The organism is Kitasatospora sp. NPDC053057, from assembly GCF_044546945.1.
Lineage (GTDB): Bacteria > Actinomycetota > Actinomycetes > Streptomycetales > Streptomycetaceae > Kitasatospora.
On sequence record NZ_JBITZP010000066.1, the window covers coordinates 10,439 to 29,413 of the forward strand.

The window sequence follows — 18,975 nt, forward strand, 5'->3', positions numbered from 1 at the left end:
GGGCGGGGCTGCTCCCCGCCCGCCGGAGGTCAGGACCGGGCGGCGAGCAGGGCGGCCAGGCCGTCCAGCCCCCGGTCGACGGTCGCCGGGTCGACCTGGCTGACGGACAGCCGCAGCTGCCGCTCCCCGCCCGCGCCAGGGTAGAAGTGGGACATCGGAGTCCAGATCACCCCGTACCGCGAGGCGGAGAGTTCCAGCAGCGCGTCGTCCACCGTGCACGGCACGGTGAGCACCAGGAAGAACCCGCCGCGCGGCTCGTTCCAGCTCACCCCGCTGCCGGGCGGGAAGCGCCGGGCCAGCCCTTCCAGCACCAGCGCGAGGTTGCGCCGGTAGAGCGCGGCCACCTCGGTGTTGGCGGCCCGCAGGCTGAGGCCGTGTTCGAGCAGCGCCCCGCCGATCACGGCCTGGGCGATCGGCGAGGTGTTCACCGTGGTCATGCTCTTGATCATGCCGAGCAGGTCGGCCAGCAGCAGGGTGCCGCCCGCGCCGTCCGCCACCAGCTGGTCCGCCACCACGTACCCGACCCGGGCGCCCGGCAGGGCCGTCTTGGCGAAGGACCCCAGGTGGACCACCCGCCGCCCGGTGTCCAGGGCCTTGAGCGAGGGCAGCCGCTCCTCACCCGCGAACAGGCAGTACGGGTTGTCCTCCAGGACCAGGAAGTCCTCCTCGGCGGCCAGCGCCAGCAGCTCCCGGCGCAGTTCCAGCGGCAGACTGGCACCGCTCGGGTTGGCCACGTCCGGCACCAGGTAGAGCGCGCGCGGGCGCAGCCCCTCGGCCCGGGCGGCGGCCAGCCGGCGGCGCAGGTCGGCGAGGTCCAGCCCGTCCGGGCCGTCGGCCACCGGCCGCACCGGCAGGTCCGCCAGCAGGGCCGCACCGGTCAGCCCGACGTACGTCGGCGAGACGGCCAGCACCACGTCCTCGGGGCCGCGGCGCAGCGCCCGCAGCACCAGGAACATCGCCTCCTGGCAGCCGACCGTCACCACGATCGACTCGGCGGGCACCTCGATGCCCTCGTCCACCGCGAGGTGGGCGGCGATCAGCTCGTGGATGATCCCCTTGGTCCGCCCGTACTGGAGCACCTGACGCCGGGCCGCCTCCTCGGAGAGGCCGCACTCGGTGCGCAGGTGGTCGACGTAGCGGTCCAGGTGGCGGTGGACGGCGTCCAGCTCGAAGAACTGCTCGGCCGGGCGGCCGGCCGCGAAGGAGACCGCCTCTGGGTAGCGGATGGAGATCTCGTTGAGCAGGTTCATCGAGGTCATCGCCGGGTCGGCGAGGGACGGGTGCAGCTCGGCCAGCCGCAGTTCGGCCGGCCGCGGTTCGTGCGGTGGGGCGATGAGGGTCACGGGGCGCTCCAGGCGGGGCAGGGCATCGGGGTGGTGCGCAGTTCGGTGGCGGCGGCCAGGTCGGCGCAGCCGGCCAGGCCGAGCGCGTGCCGCAGTTCGGCGGCCAGCAGCTCCAGCACCCGGGCGCAGCCCGGCTCGCCGCCGGCCGCCAGGCCCCAGATCAGCGGCCGCCCGAGCAGCACCCCGGACGCCCCGAGGGCCAGCGCGGTCAGCACGTCCGAGCCGCCGCGCACCCCGCTGTCCAGCAGCACCTGGCAGTCCCGGCCGGCCAGCGCCTCGGCGACGGCGGGCAGCGCCGTCAGCGAGGGCACCGCCCGGTCGAGCTGGCGGCCGCCGTGGTTGGACACCACCACGGCCGCTGCGCCCAGCTCGGCGGCCCGCAGCGCGTCCGCCGGATCGAGCACCCCCTTGACCACCAGCGGCAGTTCGGTCCGCTCGCGCAGCCAGGCGAGGTCCGCCCAGGTGACGGCGGGGGAGAGCAGCTCGGCGGTGTGCGCGGCGACCGCCGAGACCTCGGTGGTGGCCCGGTGCGCCCGCCCGGCGGCGCGGCCCTCCAGCAGCACCGCGCGGACGTCCCCGGGCAGGGCGAAGGCGTTGCGGGCGTCGCGCAGCCGGCGGCCCATGTACGGCACGTCGGCGGTGACCACCAGGCACTCGCTTCCCGCCGCCGCGGCCGCCGTGACCAGGTCGAGCAGCCGCCCGCGGTCGCGCAGCCAGTACAGCTGGAACCAGAGCGTGGCGCCCGTCGCGGCCAGCTCTTCGAGGCCGACGCTGCTGAGCGTGCCGACGGTGAACGGCACCCCCGCCGCGGCCGCCGCCCGGGCCGAGGCCAGCTCGCCCTCGGGGTGGAACAGCCGGTGATAGGCGACCGGCGCCACCGCCACCGGCAGGGCCGACCGGCTGCGCACCAGGGTCGCGGAGGTGTCGCAGGCGGACACGTCGGCCAGCACCCGGGGCACCACGGCCAGCCGGTCGAAGGCCGCCCGGTTGGCGGCGAGGGTGTGCTCCCGCTCGGCGCCGCCGGCCAGCCAGTCCCAGACCTCGGGCGGCAGGGCGGAGCGGGCGAGGTCGGCGAACTCGGCTACGGAGAGCGGGGGTTGGCGGTCGGTGATGGTCGGCGCGTTCATCCGGCGACTTCGCTGGCGTTGCGCTGGAGCTCGACGGCCTCGTAGAGGGCGCGGATGTTGTTGCTGCCGAAGTTGCGGGCCCGGATGCGCTCGATCACCTCGAAGAAGAAGGTGCCGCGCGGGTGGCGGGAGCGGGTGAAGATCTGGAACAGCTGGCCGTCGTGGTCCTGGTCGACCAGCAGGTTGAGCTCGCGCAGCTGGTCGAGGGAATGCCGCAGCGGGGTCAGCCGGGCGGGCAGGGCGTCGAAGTAGGCGGCCGGGGTGCGCAGGAAGGGCACGCCGCGCGCGGCCATGGTGGCGACGGAGTGGACGGCGTCCTGGGAGGAGAAGGCCACGTGCTGCACCCCGGCGCCGCCGTGGTCGGCGAGGAAGGAGGCGATCTGGCCGCCGGCGTCCGGGGTGAGCGGCTCGATCAGGGTGAGCGTGACGCTGTGGTCGGGGCTCTGCACGACCATCGAGTCCATGCCGAGCGCGCCGACCTCGATCCGCTCCTCGAAGATCATCCGGAAGCCGAAGACCTCGCAGTAGCGGCGGACGGTCCCGCGCAGCTCGCCGGAGGGGACGCAGACCGCGAAGTGGTCGACCGAGCGAAGGCCCACCCCGTGGGCGGCGCGGGTCGGATCCTGGCCGACCGGCGCGGCGTCGGGCAGGCCGGGTATCCGGTCGGCGGGGACGTCGGGGCCCCGCTCGATCAGGGTGTGCACCACGTCGCCGAAGGCGCCGACCACGGCGGTGACGCAGCCGTCCACGGCCTGCGGCGGGCGCAGCCCGTCGGCGCCCCGGCCGGTCAGCGTCCGGTAGGCGGCGGTGGCGTCCGGCACCCGCAGGGCCAGCGCGGCCACGCCGTCGTCGTGCCGGGCCAGGTAGTCGGTGGCCGGGTGGCCGGCGGCCAGCGGCTGGGTCAGCAGCAGCCGGATGGCGGCCTGGCCGACTAGGGCCGAGACGCAGCGCTCGGCGCTCTCGCCACGCTCGGTGGGTGGGACGAGCAGGTCGAAGCCGTACTCGGCGGTGAGCCGGGCGAGTTCGGCGGCGAGGTCGGCCACGTAGAACTCGATGTGGTCCAGTTCGAGCTCCAGCGGGAGCGGAGCCGAGTGCCGGTCGGTGTCGGGAGAGGGACGGTCGGGCATCTGAGGTGGCTCTCTCGTGAGGAGTGCGCGGAGGCCCACCCCGGGCGGCGGTGCGGTGCGGCAGGGCCGCCGCCGGGGTGGGCCGGTGGCGTGGTTCGAAGGTCCGGTCGGGCGGGTGGACCGGGGCGTGTCTTGTGGCCCCGGCAAGGACCCGCAAGACACGCCCTAGGAGCGCGAGGCGGGCTCGGCGGGCTGCTCGGCCGACTCCTCGTCGTCCTCGTCGTCCTCGATGACGGCATCGGGCTTGCCGAGCAGGAAGACGGCCGACAGGAGCGCGCCGACCACCATGGCGGCGAGCACCGTCCGGAAGTCCAGCGCGGCCACCAGCCCGGCGCCGACGCCGATGGCGATCGCCTGCGGGGCGGTGAGCGAGAGGTTGACGGCCGCCTGGGTGCGGCCCATCAGCTGCGGCGGGGTGAGGGACTGGGCGGCGGTGGCCAGGCCGACCACCCCGGCCGGCATGCCGGCCCCGGCGATCAGCAGGCCGGCCGACACCACCCAGACCGAGGGCACCAGCAACAGGACGGCACCGAGCCCGAAGACCGCCGAGCCGAGCATGACGGTCCGTCGGGGGCCGAGCTTGCCGATCAGGATGCCGCCCAGCACCGAGCCGCCCAGCGCCCCGACCGCCTCCACCGTCTCCAGCACGCCCAGGAACTGCGGCGAGCGGTGCAGCCCGTGCTGGATCAGCGAGAACAGCACCGGCTGGAGGAAGCTGAGCACGGTCGCGGTGGCGGTGGTCGCGATCAGCAGCGGCAGCAGCGAGCTGGTGGTGCGCAGGTGCTGGAAGCCCGCCAGCACCTCGGTGCGCCAGTGCCGGCCGGACGGCTCCGGCCTCGGCTCGTTCACCCGCAGCGCCAGGAAGGCGAGCGCCGCCGCGACCAGGATGCCGATGTCGACCAGGGCGACGGCCCGGCCGCCGAGCCACCCGTACAGGCCGGAGCCGACCAGCGGCGCGACCAGGGTGGTGCCCGCGCGCATGGTCTGGGTGAACCCGACTGCCGCGCCGAAATCCTGACGCTCCGTCAGGATGGTGCGCAGCATGGCGCTCTGGGTCGGGGTGAGGACGGCCCCGGCCAGCCCGTAGAGCACCGCCGTGGCGTAGATGATCCACAGTTGGCCGCGGCCGTCGACCAGCAGCAGCGGCGAAACCGCCACCGCCAGCACGAGGTTGACCGTGACCAGCAGCGGTCGGCGGCGGACCCGGTCGGCGACCAGGCCGCCGAGCGGCAGCAGCAGCATCGGGACGGCGTAGCAGAACATCACCAGACCGGCGGCCGAACTGCTCCCGGTCAGAACCTTGGCCCAGATGCCGAGGGCGATGAAGAGCGCGCTGTCCCCGAGGACGGACAGCGTCTGTCCCGCGATGTAGAGCCGGAATTCCGGCCGCGCCAGAAGTGGGTGCATGTGCTGTCCTTAGCTGCTGCTGTCTCGGTGGAAGGTGCGGGTCGGCTGGTGACGCTAGTGGGGCGCGGTGGCGGCCCGGTGGGCGCGGGTGAAACCTTCGATCACGGCGTCGTTGGCGTCCTTCTCGCCGACGGCGATCCGGATGCCCTGGCCCGGGTAGAAGCGGACGGCCACGCCGAGCCGCTCCAGTTCCTCCTTGACCGGCGTCTCGTCGCCGGGGGCGGACACCCAGAGGAAGTTGGTCAGGCTCGGCGGCACCGGCCGGCCCAGGGCGAGCAGTTCGGCCCGCAGCCGGTCCCGCTCCTCGGCGATCTCGGCGATCCGCCGGTCCACCTCCTCCTGGGCCGCGACGGCTGCCAGCAGGCCCGCCTCCTGGAGCCGGTTCACCGCGTACGGCACCTGGTGGTCCCGTACGCGCTGCGCCACGGACTCCTCGGCGACGGCGTAGCCGATCCGCAGCGCGGCCAGGCCGTGCGACTTGGACAGGGTGCGCAGCACCACCAGGTTCGGCCACTCGGCGATCCGGGCCGGGACGTCCGGGGCCGCCCAGCCCCGGGCGAAGTCGATGTACGCCTCGTCCAGCAGGACCAGCGCGGTGGCCGGCACCCGGCGGAGGAAGTCCGTCAGCTCCGCCCAGGAGTAGACCGTGCCGGTCGGGTTGTGCGGGTTGCACAGCACGACGATCCGGGTGCGTTCGTCCAACTGCCCGGCCATCGCGGCCAGGTTGTGCCGGGCGTCCGGGCCGAGCGGCACGGCCCGGGCCTCGGCCCCGGCGATCCGGCAGAACAGCGGGTACGCGTCGAAGCAGGGCGCCGAGTGCACCACGTTGTCGCCGGGGCGGACGACGGAGTGGAACAGGTCCAGCGCCACGCCCGCCGAGCCGTGGCCGACCACGACCTGCGCGGCCGGGACGCCTTGCCAGTCGGCGATGAGCCCGGCGAAGCGCTCCGGGCGGAGGTCCGGGTAGCGGTTCAGGTCGGAGGCGGCCCCGGCCAGGGCGGTCAGGACGGACGGCAGCGGCGGGTACGGGTGCTCGTTCTGGGCCAGCAGGTGTCTGGCCCCGGAGGCGGCGGCCATCAGTCGGCCTGCAGGACGTAGAGCCAGGAGTGCGGGGTGGCCAGCGCCTCGACGCGGTCGATCCGCAGCCCGGCGTCGGCGAACAGCCGCTCGTACGTCTCCTTGGTGTGCAGCGGCACGCCCATCATCGCGTGCGCCAGCTCGAAGCCGACCGAGAAGACCGGCATCGCGCTCTGCGACTCGCCCGGGCCGCGCAGCATGGTGTCGCCGAGCACGAAGGTGCGGGCCTTCGGGAAGGCCTGGCGCATCCGGGTGAAGATCGAGGAGCGGGTGGTCGGGTCGGCCAGCAGGTCGTGCAGCAGGAAGAAGCTCATCACGGTGTCGACCTCGGCCACCTCGGCGGCCTCGGCGTCGTTGTCGATCTGGGTGCCGAGCAGGCCCAGGACGTCGGCCCGGACGGCGGTGACCCGGTCCCGCATCCCGGCCGCGGCGATGTCGGCGCGGGCGATCTCGGTGGCCGGGCGGCTGATGTCGATGCCCAGGCCCCGGGAGCCCGCGCGCTGCGAGACCACCCGGCGCACCCGGGCGGAGGTGCCGCTGCCCAGGTCGGCGATGGTGCGGAAGTCGATGCCGGAGAGCACGTCGGTCAGCTGCGCGGCGAACAGCGACTGGTCGCACTGGGCGGAGCCGAGGGCGACCATCGCCTCGTCGCGGTGGACGTCCTCGTTGTAGCGGTGCGAGCCGGTGCTCAGGTGCCCGGCGCGGCCGAAGACGTCGTGGTAGCCGCCGACGGCCCAGGTGAAGTAGCCGCGGGCGGAGGCGATCTCGATGCCCGCCTCGGTGGGCAGGAAGCCGGAGCCGTCGGCCTTGAGGTAGCCGTAGTCGGCGGCGGCGCGCAGCACGGCCTCGGTGCGGGCGGTGTCACCGGACCCGGCGGTGATCGTGGCGGCCGAGAGCGGCTCGCCGCGGCCGATCTGCTCCAGCACGCCGATCCGGTCCAGCGCGAAGATCACGTTGGCGGCGATGAAGCCGTTGTAGGCGTCGGTCGACGAGATCGGCGCCGGGGTGACGCCGCGCCAGGAGTCGGGGATGACGGCAGTCTGCATCGGTTGGTGTCCATTCCTCGTGGTGGGCCGGGTCGCGGCCGCTCGGCGTGGTGGTGTGGGGGTGTCGCAGCGGTGCGGGGGTCGACGGGGACTTCGGTGGCGGGCACTCTCAGTGGTGGGGCTCGGAGTCCGGCGCCGGGTGGCGCAGGCGGTCGGCGAGCACCGGGCCGATGACCGCGAGCGCCTCCGCGCCGGTCATCGCACCGTGGGTGCTCGGCACCTCGTGGATCTCCACCCGGCCGCCCACGTGGGCCCGCCAGGTCTCGGGGTCGGGGGCGTCGGCCGGGCGGTCCTTGGCGGCGACGAAGACCAGCGCGTCGCCGTCGTAGCCCGGCAGCGGGGCGTCACCGGCCAGCGCGAGGTTGGCGAGGAAGACCTCGACCACCCGGGCCACCCCGGCGCCGCTCAGCCCGGCCAGCGGGCCCTCGCCGTGCCGGACCAGCTCGGCGTAGCCGGCCTCGTCGGCGGGCCAGGCGGTGATCTCGCCGGCCGGCTGGCCGAGGGAGTCGAGGATCGCGGCGAGCAGTGCTGGGTCGCGGCGGGCCCGGTTGTCGCCCGTGAACTCGGCGTACTCGTCGAGCTCCGGGTAGCCGTCCAGCACCGCGAGCAGTTCCACCCGCTCGCCCTGCTCCCGCAGCAGCGCCGCCATCGCGTGGGCGACCGGGCCGCCGAAGGACCAGCCGAGCAGGGCGTACGGGCCCTCGGGGCGCACCGACCGCAGCTCGGCAAGGTAGGTGCGGGCCATCTCGGCCAGGCCGGCCGGGTGGCGCGACAGGTCGGCCAGCCCGGGCGCCTGCAGGCCGTAGATCGGCTGCTCGGCGTCCAGGTGGCGCAGCAGGCCGGTGTAGACCCAGCTGATCCCGGCCGCCGGGTGCACGCAGAACAGCGGGGGGCGGGAGCCGCGGGTGCGGATCGGCAGCAGCACCGGGAAGGCCTCCTCGGCGGGGGCGCCGTCGCGGGCTCCGGCCAGCAGCTCGGCCAGGCCCGCGACGGTCGGGGCCTGGAACAGCGCCCGGACGCCGAGGTCGTCCGTGCCGGTCAGCTCGCGCATCCCGGCGACCAGACGGCCCGCCAGCAGGGAGTGGCCGCCCAGCTCGAAGAAGTTGTCGTCGATGCCGACCCGCTCCAGGCCGAGCACGTCGGCGAACAGCCCGCAGAGCACCTCCTCCAGCGGGGTGCGCGGCCCCCGGCCGTCGCCCGCGCGGCCCGGCTCTGGGGCGGTCAGCGCCCGCTCGTCGAGCTTGCCGTTCGGGGTCAGCGGCAGGCGCTCCAGCGGCACCAGGGCGGCGGGCAGCATGTAGTCCGGAAGCTCGGCGGCCAGGTGGGTGCGCAGCCCGTCCAGGTCGACCGGGCCGGCGGCGGGCACCAAGTAGCCGACCAGGCGCTTCTCGCCCGGGGCGTCCTCGCGGACCACCACGGCGGCGGAGGCCACCTCCGGCCGGCGGCTGAGCACCGACCCGATCTCGCCCGGTTCGATCCGGAAGCCCCGGATCTTCACCTGGGCGTCGATCCGGCCCAGGTAGTCCAGCTCGCCGTCGGCCGTCCAGCGGGCCAGGTCGCCGGTGCGGTACATCCGGGTGCCGGGCGCGCCGTACGGGTCGGCGACGAAGCGCTCGGCGGTCAGCCCCGGGCGGCCCAGGTAGCCGCGGGCCAGGCCGGCGCCGGCGACGTACAGCTCGCCGGGCACGCCGGCGGGCACCGGTCGCAGCCGCCGGTCCAGCAGGTAGAGCCGCAGGTCCGGGATGCCCGCGCCGATCAGCGAACGGGACTGCCCGGCGGCCGTGTCGGCGTCCAGCGGGCGGTAGGAGACGTGCACGGTGGTCTCGGTGATGCCGTACATGTTGACCAGTACCGGGGAGTCCTCGGCGTGCCGCTCGTACCAGGGCGCCAGCCGGGCCAGGTCGAGCGCCTCGCCGCCGAAGACCACCCGCCGCAGGGCGAGCCGGGCGCCGAGTTCCGGCTCCTCCTGGTCGGCCTGCATCAACTGGTAGAAGGCGGAGGGGGTCTGGTTGAGGAAGGTGACCCGTTCGCGCACCAGCAGCTCCAGGAACTCCCGGGGCGAGCGGCTGGTCTCGAAGGGCACCACGACCAGGCTGCCGCCGTGCAGCAGCGCGCCCCACAGCTCCCAGACCGAGAAGTCGAAGGCGTAGGAGTGGAACAGCGTCCAGACGTCCTCCGGGCCCGGGGCGAACCAGTGGCCGGTGGCCGCGAACAGCCGGGCGACGTTGGCGTGCGGGATCACCACGCCCTTCGGACGGCCGGTCGAGCCCGAGGTGTAGATGACGTAGGCCGGGTGGTCCGGGCCGAGGGCGGGGGCGGGGGCTTCTGGAGCAGTACGGTCCAGCTCGGCCGCCGTCTCCGGGGTGTCGAGCAGCAGCAACGGCACGGCCTGGTCAGGCAGTTGGGCGGCGGCCATGGTGGTGGTGAGCAGCAGTTCGGGTGCGGAGTCGCGCAGGGTGTAGGCGATCCGGTCGGCCGGGTAGTCCGGGTCGATCGGCACGTAGGCGCCGCCCGCCTTGAGTACCGCCAGCACGGCGACCACCAGCTCCACCGAACGCGGCAGGGCCAGCGCCACCAGGCGCTCGGGGCCCACGCCCCGGGCGGCGAGCAGCTGTGCCAGCCGGTTCGCCCGGGCGTCCAGCTCGGCGTAGCTGACCCGCTCGTCCTGGTGGACCACCGCCACGGCCTCCGGGGTCCGGGCCGCCTGGGCCGCGAACAGGGCCGGGATGGTGGGCAGTTCGAGGGTGTGCGGGTGCTGCTCGGGCCGACTCCAGTGGTCCAGGATCAGCGTCCGCTCGGCCGGGGTGAGGATCTCCGCCTCGACGACCGGGCGGGCCGGGTCCGCCACCACGGCGGCGAGCAGCCGCTCGAAGCGCCCGCCGATCGCCGCCACCGTGGCCGGGTCGAACAGCTCCTGCGCGAACTCGACCACCACGCCGATCCCGGCCGGTGCCCCGTCCGCGTCCAGCTGCTCGCTGAAGCCGAACGCCAGGTCGAACTTGGCGAGTTCGGCTGCCGAGGGTTCGATGCGGGCGGGCAGGCCGGCGAACGAGGGGGTGGCCAGGTCGCTGGTGCCGAAGGTCAGCATCACCTGGAACAGCGGGTGCCGGGCCGTCGAACGGGCCGGGTTGAGCACCTCGACCAGCCGCTCGAAGGGCACGTCCTGGCGCTCGAAGGCGTCCAGGTTGGCCAGCCGCACCCGCTCCAGCAGCTCGTGGAAGCTCGGCTCGCCGGAGAGGTCGGCGCGCAGCACCAGGGTGTTGACGAAGAAGCCGATCAGCTCGTCGAGCGCCTCGTCGGTGCGGCCGGCGATCGGGGTGCCGAGCGGGATGTCCTCGCCCGCGCCCAGCCGGCTGAGGGTGGCGGCGAGTGCGGCCTGCACCACCATGAACACGGAGGACCGGCTCGCCCGCGCCAACTCCGCGACGGCAGCGTGGAGTTCGGAGGGAATCCGGAACTCGACGGTGTCCCCCCGGCGGGTCGGGACCATCGGCCGCTTGCGGTCGTAGGGGAGCGTCAGCTCCTCCGGAAGACCGGCCAGGGTCCGCTTCCAGTAGGCGAGTTGGGCGTGCTGGGCGCCGGTCGGATCGTCCTCGGCGCCGAGCAGCTCGCGCTGCCACAGGGCGTAGTCGGCGTACTGGACCGGCAGCGGCGGCCAGCCGGGGGCGGTGCCGGCGCTGCGGGCCCGGTAGGCGGTGTCGAGGTCGCGCAGCAGGGGCGCGACGGACCAGCCGTCGCTGACGATGTGGTGCAGCAGCACCAGTAGCACGTGCTCGTCGGTCGGCAGTGAGAACAGCCGGGCACGGACCGGCAGGTCGGCGGCCAGGTCGAAGGCCTCGCGGCTCGCCTCGGCGAGGGCCTCCCGCAGCTCCCCCTCGTCCGCCACCGGGCGGGCGTGCAGGGCGAGTCGGGCGCTCGGGGCGATCAGCTGGTACGGCTGGCCGTCGGCGGTCGGGAAGGTGGTGCGCAGCACCTCGTGGCGGGTGACCACGTCGTTCAAGGCCTCGGCGAGGGCGGTGACGTCGACCGCGCCGGACAGGCGAAGCGCGAAGGGGGTGTTGTAGAGGGCGCTCGGGCCCTCGAACTGGTCGATGAACCAGAGGCGTTGCTGGGCGTGCGAGAGCGGGACCAGCTCCGGGCGCTCCCGGGTCGTCAGCCGGGCGCGCACCGGGCCGGCGCCCTCACCGAGACGCTCGGCCAGCGCGGCGACGGTGGGGCTGTCGAAGAGGGTGCGGATGGGGAGTTCGGTGCCGAGGGTGGTGCGGATGCGGCTGACGAGTTTGGTGGCGAGGAGGGAGTGTCCGCCGAGGTCGAAGAAGTTGTCGTCGATGCTGACGGCGGGCAGTCCGAGGGTTTCGGCGAAGAGTGCGCAGAGGGCCTGTTCGGCGTCGGTGCGCGGTGCGCGGCCTTCGGGGGCGCCGGTGTAGTCGGGGGCGGGCAGGGTGCGGCGGTCGACCTTGCCGTTGGGGGTGACGGGGAGGGCGTCGAGGACGACGATCGCCGCCGGGAGCATGTAGCCGGGCAGGCGCTCGGCGACGAAGGTGTGCAGTTCGCCGGGGGTGGCCTCGCCGGTGACGTAGGCGACCAGGCGCTTGTCGCCGGGTTGGTCCTCGCGGACCATCGCCACCGCGTGGCCCACCGCAGGGTGGGCGGCGAGCGCGGCCTCCACCTCGGCGGGCTCGATCCGGAAGCCGCGGATCTTGACCTGGTCGTCGACGCGGCCGAGGAACTCCAGCACGCCGTCCGCGCTCCATCGGACGATGTCGCCGGTGCGGTACATGCGCTCGCCCTTGCCGCCGAACGGGCAGGCGACGAAGCGCTCGGCGGTCAGCGCGGGCCGGCCCACATAGCCCCGGGCCAGGCCGTTGCCCGCGATGTACAGCTCGCCGGGCACCCCGGCCGGGACCGGCTGGAGGAGGTCGTCCAGCACGTACAGCCGGGTGTTGGCCAGCGGACGGCCGATCGGCACCACAGCGGGGATCTCCGCGCCGGGGGACATGGTGAAGGCGGTCTTGATGGCCGTCGTCTCCGTCGGCGCGTAGACCGCGACCACGTCCGTCTCCGGGCACGCCCGGAACAGCTGCCGCACGGCCTCCGGGGGCACCACGTCGCCGCCCGTCCACACCTGCCGGACCGCGCGGAACGCGTCCGGGGTCTCCTCGGCCATCAGCCGCAGCAGGCCCGAGGGCGCCTGGACCAGGGTGACGGCGTGCCGGGTGATGGTCGCGGCCAGGGCGGTCAGGTCGAGCTGCCCGGGGGCGGCCAGCACGATCCGCCCGCCGGTCACCAGCGGCGCCCACACCTCGGTGGTGGAGGCGTCGAAGGCGGTGGGCGAGTGGAGCAGCACGCTCTCGTGGTGGCCCTGGTGGAAGTGCCGGTTGGCCAGCAGGTCGACCACGTTGCGGTGGGTGACCGCGACGCCCTTGGGGACGCCGGTCGAGCCCGAGGTGTACATCACGTAGAGGAGCTGGCCGGGGAGCGAGCGCCGGCCGGCCGGGGCTGCGTTGCGGGCTTCGGTGACGTCCAGGGGGGTCGGTCCGTCGGTGGTGAGCACCGGGTGGTCGCGGTGGGCCGGGTCGACCAGCACGAGCTGCGCCCGGGTGTCGGCGAGGATGTGCCGCATCCGGTCCAGCGGGTAGCGGGTGTCCAGCGGGACGTAGGTGCCGCCGGCCTTGGTGACCGCGAGGATCGCCGTCACCAGGTCGGCCGAGCGGTCCATCAGGATCGCGACCGGCTCCTCCACCGCCAGCCCGCGGTCCAGCAGGACGGCCGCCAACGACCCTGCCCGGCCGTCCAGTTCGGCGTAGCTGAGCCGCTCGGTGTCGGAGACCACGGCGACGGCGTCGGGAGTGGCGGCGGCCTGGGCCTCGAACAGCTCGGACAGCGTGGTGTCGGCGACCGGGACGGCGGTGTCGTTCCAGCCGGTGAGGACCAGGCTCCGTTCGGCCGGGCTGAGGATCTCGATGCCGCCGAGGGGTGCGTCCGGCTCGGTGGCGACGGCGTCCAGGACGCGCAGCAGGCGCTCGGCGAGGGTGGCGACGGTGGCGTGGTCGAAGAGGTCCGCCGCGTACTCCACGGCCGCCGCCACACCGAGCGCCGTCCCGTTCTCGCCGTGCTGCTCGGTGAAGTTGAAGTTCAGGTCGTAGTGCGCCAGGGACTCGCCCGCGCCCTCCAGGACCCCGCTGACCTCGCCGAGGGTGAGCACGGGCGCCGGGCCGCTGCTGACGGTCAGGACGGTCTGGAAGAGCGGGTGGCGGGCGGGTGTGCGGGTGGGGTTGAGCTGCTCGACGAGGCGCTCGAAGGGGATGTCCTGGTGCTCGAAGGCGTCCAGGTCGGTGCGGCGGATGCGGTCGAGGAGCTCGCGGAAGGTGGGGTTGCCGGTGGTGTCGGTGCGCAGGACGAGGGTGTTGACGAAGAATCCGACCAGGTCGTCGAGGGCTTCGTCGGTGCGCCCGGCGGTGGGGGTGCCGAGCGGCAGGTCGGTGCCGGCACCGAGGCGTGTGTAGAGGGTGGCGACGGCGGCCTGCAGGACCATGAACAGACTGGTGCGGTTGGCGGTGGCCAACTCGGTGAGGCGGCCGTGCAGTTCGGCGTCCAGCCGGTACTCGACCGTGCCGCCGCGGTGGCTGGGGGTGGCCGGGCGCGGACGGTCGTAGGGCAGGGCCAGCTCCTCCGGGAGATCGGCCAGGGCCTGGCGCCAGTGGGCGAGTTGGGTGTGCTGGGCGCCGGCGGGGTCGTCCTCGGTGCCGAGCAGCTCGCGCTGCCAGAGGGTGTAGTCGGCGTACTGGACCGGCAGGGGCTGCCAGTCGGGCGTGCTGCCCGTGCCGCGGGCCCGGTAGGCGGTGTCGAGGTCGCGCAGCAGGGGCGTGACGGACCAGCCGTCGCCGGCGATGTGGTGGAGCAGGATGACCAGGGCGTGCCGGTCCGTGCCGGCGTCCGTACCGTGGGAGAGCAGCGAGACCCGGATCGGCTGGTCCTCGGAGAGGCGGAACACCTCGGCGGTGGCCTCGGCCACGGCGGCGTGCAGCTCCTGCTCGTCGGCCACCCGACGGGTGCGGAGCACGGGCCGGACGGACTCGGCGATCAGCTGGTGGGGCTGGCCGTCGGTGGTGGCGAACGTGGTGCGCAGCACCTCGTGGCGGGTGACCACGTCGTTCAGGGCCTCGGCGAGGGCGGTGGTGTCGATCGAACCGGTGAGGTGGGCGACGAAGGGGGTGTTGTAGAGGGCGCTCGGGCCCTCGAACTGGTCGATGAACCAGAGGCGTTGCTGCGCCGGGGAGAGCGGCACCCGGGCCGGCCTGGTCCGCCGCCGGAGTGCCGGTCGGGCCTGGGCGTCCGTGGCGGGCAGGGCGGGGGCGAGGGCGGCCACCGTCGGGGCGTCGAAGAGGGTGCGGATGGGGAGTTCGGTGCCGAGGGTGGTGCGGATGCGGCTGACGAGTTTGGTGGCGAGGAGGGAGTGACCGCCGAGGTCGAAGAAGTTGTCGTCGATGCTGACGGCGGGTAGTCCGAGGGTTTCGGCGAAGAGTGCGCAGAGGGCCTGTTCGGCGTCGGTGCGCGGTGCGCGGCCTTCGGGCGTGCCGGTGTAGTCGGGGGCTGGCAGGGCGCGGCGGTCGACCTTGCCATTGGGGGTGACGGGGAGGGCATCGAGGGTGACGATCGCCGCCGGGAGCATGTAGCCGGGCAGGCGCTCGGCGACGAAGGTGCGCAGTTCGCCGGGGGTGGCCTCGCCGGTGACGTAGGCGACCAGGCGCTTGTCGCCGGGTTGGTCCTCGCGGACCAGGGCGAGGGCCTGGCCGACGCCGGGGTGGGCAGTGAACGCGGCCTCCACCTCGGCGAGTTCGATCCGGAAGCCGCGGATCTTGACCTGGTCGTCGGCGCGGCCGAGGAACTCCAGGATGCCGTCGGTGGTCCAGCGGACGAGGTCGCCGGTGCGGTACATCCGTGCGCCGGGTTCGCCGTAGGGGCAGGCGACGAAGCGCTCTGCGGTCAGGGTCGGGCGGCCCACGTAGCCCCGGGCGAGGCCGTTGCCCGCGATGTACAGCTCGCCGGGGACGCCGACGGGGACGGGCTGGAGGGTGTCATCCAGCACGTACGCCTGGGTATTGGGCAGGGGCTGTCCGATCGGGACGGTGGTGGGCACCTCGGCCGGGGTGGCCATGGGGTGGCGGGTGGCGAAGGTGGTGGTCTCGGTGGGCCCGTAGCCGTCGACCACGGTGAGGCCGGGGCGGGCGGTCATCACGCGGCGGACGGCGGCGGGGGAGACGATGTCGCCGCCGGTCCACAGCTCGCGGAGGCCGGTGAAGACGCTCGGGTCCTCGGTGGCCAGGACGTTGAACAGTCCGGCGGTGAGCCAGGCGGCGGTGACTCCGCCCCGGTCGATGGCGGTGGCGAGTTCGGTGACGCCGAGGCGTCCGGCGGGGGCGATGACCAGGCGGCCGCCGGAGAGCAGGGGTGCCCAGAGTTCGTAGGTGGAGGCGTCGAAGGCGGTGGGTGAGTGGACCAGGACGCGGTCGTGGCCGCCGGTGCCGAAGGTGCCGCCGAGGGCGAGGTCGACGACGGAGCGGTGGGTGATACTGATGCCCTTGGGGGTGCCGGTGGAGCCGGAGGTGTGCATCACGTACGCCAACTGGTCGACGTTGATGTCTAGTTCGAGGTTGTCGGCGGTGTCGTCGCCGACCGGGAGGGTGGTCAGCCCGGCGAGTGACGGGTGGCTGCGGTCGGCGACGGCGATGGTGGCCCCGGCGTCGGCGAGGACGGCCCGCAGGCGCTCCTCGGGCTGGGCGTCGTCCAGCGGGACGTAGGTGCCGCCGGCCTTGAGGACGGCGAGCAGGGCGACCACCAGGGCGGGCGAGCGCTCCAGCAGCACGGCCACCGGCGTCTCGGCGCCGACGCCCGCCTCGACCAGGCGCAGCGCCAACCCGTTGGTCCGGGCGTTGAGTTCGGCGTAGGTCAGTTGCTCGCCGCCGCACACCAGCGCGACTGCCTCCGGCGTCGCGGCGGCCTGCGCCTCGAACAGCTCCGGCACCGCCCCCGACGGCAGCGCGGCGACCGGGCCGTGCCAGCCCGACAGCAGCTGCTCCCGCTCCGCCGCGCTGAGGATCTCGATGCCGCCGATGGGTGCGTCCGGCTCGGTGGCGGCGGCGTGGAGGACGCGCAGCAGGCGCTCGGCGAGGGTGGCGACGGTGGTGTGGTCGAAGAGGTCCGCCGCGTACTCGATCGCGCCGGAGAGGCCGCCCGGTCCGCTCAGCTCGGTGAAGCCGAAGGAGAGGTCGAACTTGGCCACGTTGAGATCGAATTCGAGCTCGGTGCACGGGAGTTCACCGAAGCTGTCCGGAACCTTGGCCTGGTTCTCCAGGGCGATGAGGGTCTGGAAGAGGGGGTGGCGGGCGGGTGTGCGGGTGGGGTTGAGCTGCTCGACGAGGCGCTCGAAGGGGATGTCCTGGTGCTCGAAGGCGTCGAGATCCGTTCGGCGGATGCGGTCCAGGAGTTCACGAAAGGTGGGATTGCCGGAGGTGTCGGTGCGCAGCAGTAGGGTGTTGACGAAGAAGCCGACCAGATCGTTGAGGGCTTCGTCGGTGCGCCCGGCGGTCGGTGTGCCGATCGGGAGGTCGGTGCCGGCACCGAGGCGGGTGTAGAGGGTGGCGACGGCGGCCTGCAGGACCATGAACAGGCTCGCCCGGTTCTCGGCGGCCAACTCGCCGAGCTTGTGGTGCAGTTCGGCGTCGACGGTGAACTCGACCAGCTCGCCCCGGTGGCTGGGGGCGGCCGGGCGCGGCCGGTCATAGGGCAGCGCCAGCTCCTCCGGCGCGTCGGCCAAGGCATGCTGCCAGAAGGTGAGTTGCTGTCCGATCAGGCTGTCCCCGTCGTCCTCGGCGCCGAGGAGTTCGCGCTGCCAGATGGTGTAGTCGGCGTACTGGACCGGCAGTGGCTGCCAGTCGGGGGCGGCGCCGTTGCCGCGGGCGCGGTAGGCCTCGCCGAGGTCGCGGAAGAGCGGAGCGACGGACCAGCCGTCGCTGGCGATGTGGTGCATCAGCACCAGCAGCACGTGCTCGTCCTGCGGGAGGGAGAACAGCCGGGCCTGGACGGGCAGTTCGACGGCCAGGTCGAAGGCGTGGTCGATGGCGCGGTCCAGCAGCCTGGTCAGCTCGGTCTCGTCCGGGACGGGAGTGACCGTCAGGGTGGGCTGGAGGCCCTCGGCGACCAGCTGGTGGGGCCGGCCGTCGACGGTCGGGAAGAGGGTGCGCAGCACCTCGTGCCGGGCGACCACGTCGCCGAGGGCCTCGGCCAGGGCCGCGGTGTCGACCTGGCCGGTCAGCCGGATCGCGAAGGGGGTGTTGTAGAGGGCGCTCGGGCCCTCGAACTGGTCGATGAACCACAGGCGTTGCTGGGCGTACGAGAGCGGGACCAGCTCCGGGCGTGCCCGGGCGGTCAGCGCGGCGCGCACCGGGGTGTGGCTCTCGCCGAGGTGCTGGGCCAGCCCGGCGATGGTGGGGTGGTCGAAGAGGGTGCGGATGGGGAGTTCGGTGCCGAGGGCGGTGCGGATGCGGCTGGCCAGCCGGGTGGCGAGGAGGGAGTGCCCGCCGAGGTCGAAGAAGTTGTCGTCGATGCCGGGCTCCGCCGTTCCGAGGACCTCCGCGAAGAGTTCGCACAGGGTCTGCTCGGTGGCGTTGCGGGGTGCCCGGCTTTCGAGGGCGCCGGTGTAGTCGGGGGCGGGTAGGGCGTGGCGGTCGACCTTGCCGTTGGGGGTGACGGGCAGCGCGTCGAGGGTGACGACCGCGGCCGGGAGCATGTAGCCAGGCAGGCGGCCGGCGACGAAGGTGCGCAGTTCGTCGAGCGGGGCCGTGCCCGTGACGTAGGCGACCAGGCGCTTGTCGCCCGGCTGGTCCTGGCGGACCGTCGCGAAGACCTGGCGGACGGCCGGGTGGGCGGTGAACGCGGACTCGACCTCGGCGAGTTCGATCCGGAAGCCGCGGATCTTGACCTGGTGGTCCGTTCGGCCGACGAACTCCAGTTCGCCCGTGGTGGTCCAGCGGGCGAGGTCGCCGGTGCGGTACATCCGTGCGCCGGGTTCGCCGTAGGGGCAGGCGACGAAGCGCTCGGCGGTCAGCGCTGGGCGTCCGACGTAGCCCCGGGCGAGGCCGTGGCCCGCGATGTACAGCTCACCGGGGACGCCCACGGCCACCGGGCGCAGGCCGGCGTCCAGCACGTACGCCCGGGTGTTGGGCAGTGGGCGGCCGATCGGTACCACGGCCGCCGGGACCTCGTCGGGGGAGGTCATCGAGCGGTGGGTGGCGAAGGTCGTGGTCTCCGTGGGCCCGTAGACGTGTACCAGCTGCAGGCCCGGGCAGGTCTCCAGGACCCGGCGCATGGCGGCGGGCGAGGCGATGTCGCCGCCCGTCCAGACCTCTCGCATGTCGGCGAAGGACTGCGGGGCCTCGGTGGCCAGCACGTTGAAGAGTCCGACCGTGATGAAGGCGGCGGAGACCTGCTGTCGGCCGAGCACGTCCGCCAGCTCGGCGATGCCGAGTCGTCCGGGTGGGGCGATGACCAGGCGGCCGCCGGAGAGCAGCGGGGTCCAGAGTTCGTAGGTGGAGGCGTCGAAGGCGGTCGGCGAGTGCACCGCCACTCGCGCGTGGCCGTCGGCGCCGAAGGTGCCGCCGAGCGCGAGGTCCACCACGGAGCGGTGGGTGATACCGATGCCCTTGGGGGTGCCGGTGGAGCCGGAGGTGTGCATCACGTACGCCAACTGGTCGGGGCTCAGCGGCAGTTCCAGGTTGTCGGCGGTCTGGTCGCCGACCGGGAGGGTGGTCAGGCCGGCCAGTGCCGGGTGGCTGCGGTCGGCGACGGC

Annotated in this window: 7 protein-coding genes; all 7 read right to left on the reverse strand. The window is 74.0% G+C overall.

Annotation, left to right across the window (positions count from 1 at the left end):
• Nucleotides 1-29: 29 nt before the first annotated feature.
• On the reverse strand, nt 30-1,343 hold the full coding sequence (locus tag ACIG5E_RS37030; RefSeq protein WP_396541295.1) for an aminotransferase class I/II-fold pyridoxal phosphate-dependent enzyme: 1,314 nt from the start codon (nt 1,341-1,343) through the stop codon (nt 30-32).
• On the reverse strand, nt 1,340-2,470 hold the full coding sequence (locus ACIG5E_RS37035; protein ID WP_396541297.1) for an alpha-hydroxy acid oxidase: 1,131 nt from the start codon (nt 2,468-2,470) through the stop codon (nt 1,340-1,342). The genes ACIG5E_RS37030 and ACIG5E_RS37035 overlap by 4 nt, the downstream gene beginning before the upstream one ends.
• Nucleotides 2,467-3,597: a 4-hydroxyphenylpyruvate dioxygenase gene (gene hppD / locus ACIG5E_RS37040; protein WP_396541299.1), complete on the reverse strand. Its 1,131-nt coding sequence runs from the start codon at nt 3,595-3,597 to the stop codon at nt 2,467-2,469. The genes ACIG5E_RS37035 and hppD overlap by 4 nt, the downstream gene beginning before the upstream one ends.
• A 165-nt stretch (nt 3,598-3,762) precedes the next feature.
• The gene (locus ACIG5E_RS37045) at nt 3,763-5,004 is read right to left on the reverse strand and encodes an MFS transporter (protein ID WP_396541301.1); all 1,242 of its coding nucleotides are present in this window, start codon (nt 5,002-5,004) and stop codon (nt 3,763-3,765) included.
• A gap of 54 nt (nt 5,005-5,058) precedes the next feature.
• On the reverse strand, nt 5,059-6,081 hold the full coding sequence (locus tag ACIG5E_RS37050) for a pyridoxal phosphate-dependent aminotransferase (RefSeq protein ID WP_396541303.1): 1,023 nt from the start codon (nt 6,079-6,081) through the stop codon (nt 5,059-5,061).
• On the reverse strand, nt 6,081-7,127 hold the full coding sequence (locus ACIG5E_RS37055) for an SAM-dependent methyltransferase (RefSeq protein ID WP_396541305.1): 1,047 nt from the start codon (nt 7,125-7,127) through the stop codon (nt 6,081-6,083). Before ACIG5E_RS37055 ends, ACIG5E_RS37050 begins: the two co-directional genes overlap by 1 nt.
• A gap of 109 nt (nt 7,128-7,236) precedes the next feature.
• Nucleotides 7,237-18,948 (reverse strand): amino acid adenylation domain-containing protein, encoded by an 11,712-nt coding sequence (locus ACIG5E_RS37060; protein WP_396541309.1) that lies wholly within the window; start codon nt 18,946-18,948, stop codon nt 7,237-7,239.
• Nucleotides 18,949-18,975 lie beyond the last annotated feature (27 nt).

Coding starts and splice junctions, on each gene's coding strand:
- ACIG5E_RS37050 (WP_396541303.1), bottom strand. CDS start 6,081: ATGGCCGCCGCCTCCGGGGCCAGACACCTGCTGGCCCAGAACGAGCAC.
- hppD (WP_396541299.1), bottom strand. CDS start 3,597: ATGCCCGACCGTCCCTCTCCCGACACCGACCGGCACTCGGCTCCGCTC.
- ACIG5E_RS37055 (WP_396541305.1), bottom strand. CDS start 7,127: ATGCAGACTGCCGTCATCCCCGACTCCTGGCGCGGCGTCACCCCGGCG.
- ACIG5E_RS37035 (WP_396541297.1), bottom strand. CDS start 2,470: ATGAACGCGCCGACCATCACCGACCGCCAACCCCCGCTCTCCGTAGCC.
- ACIG5E_RS37045 (WP_396541301.1), bottom strand. CDS start 5,004: ATGCACCCACTTCTGGCGCGGCCGGAATTCCGGCTCTACATCGCGGGA.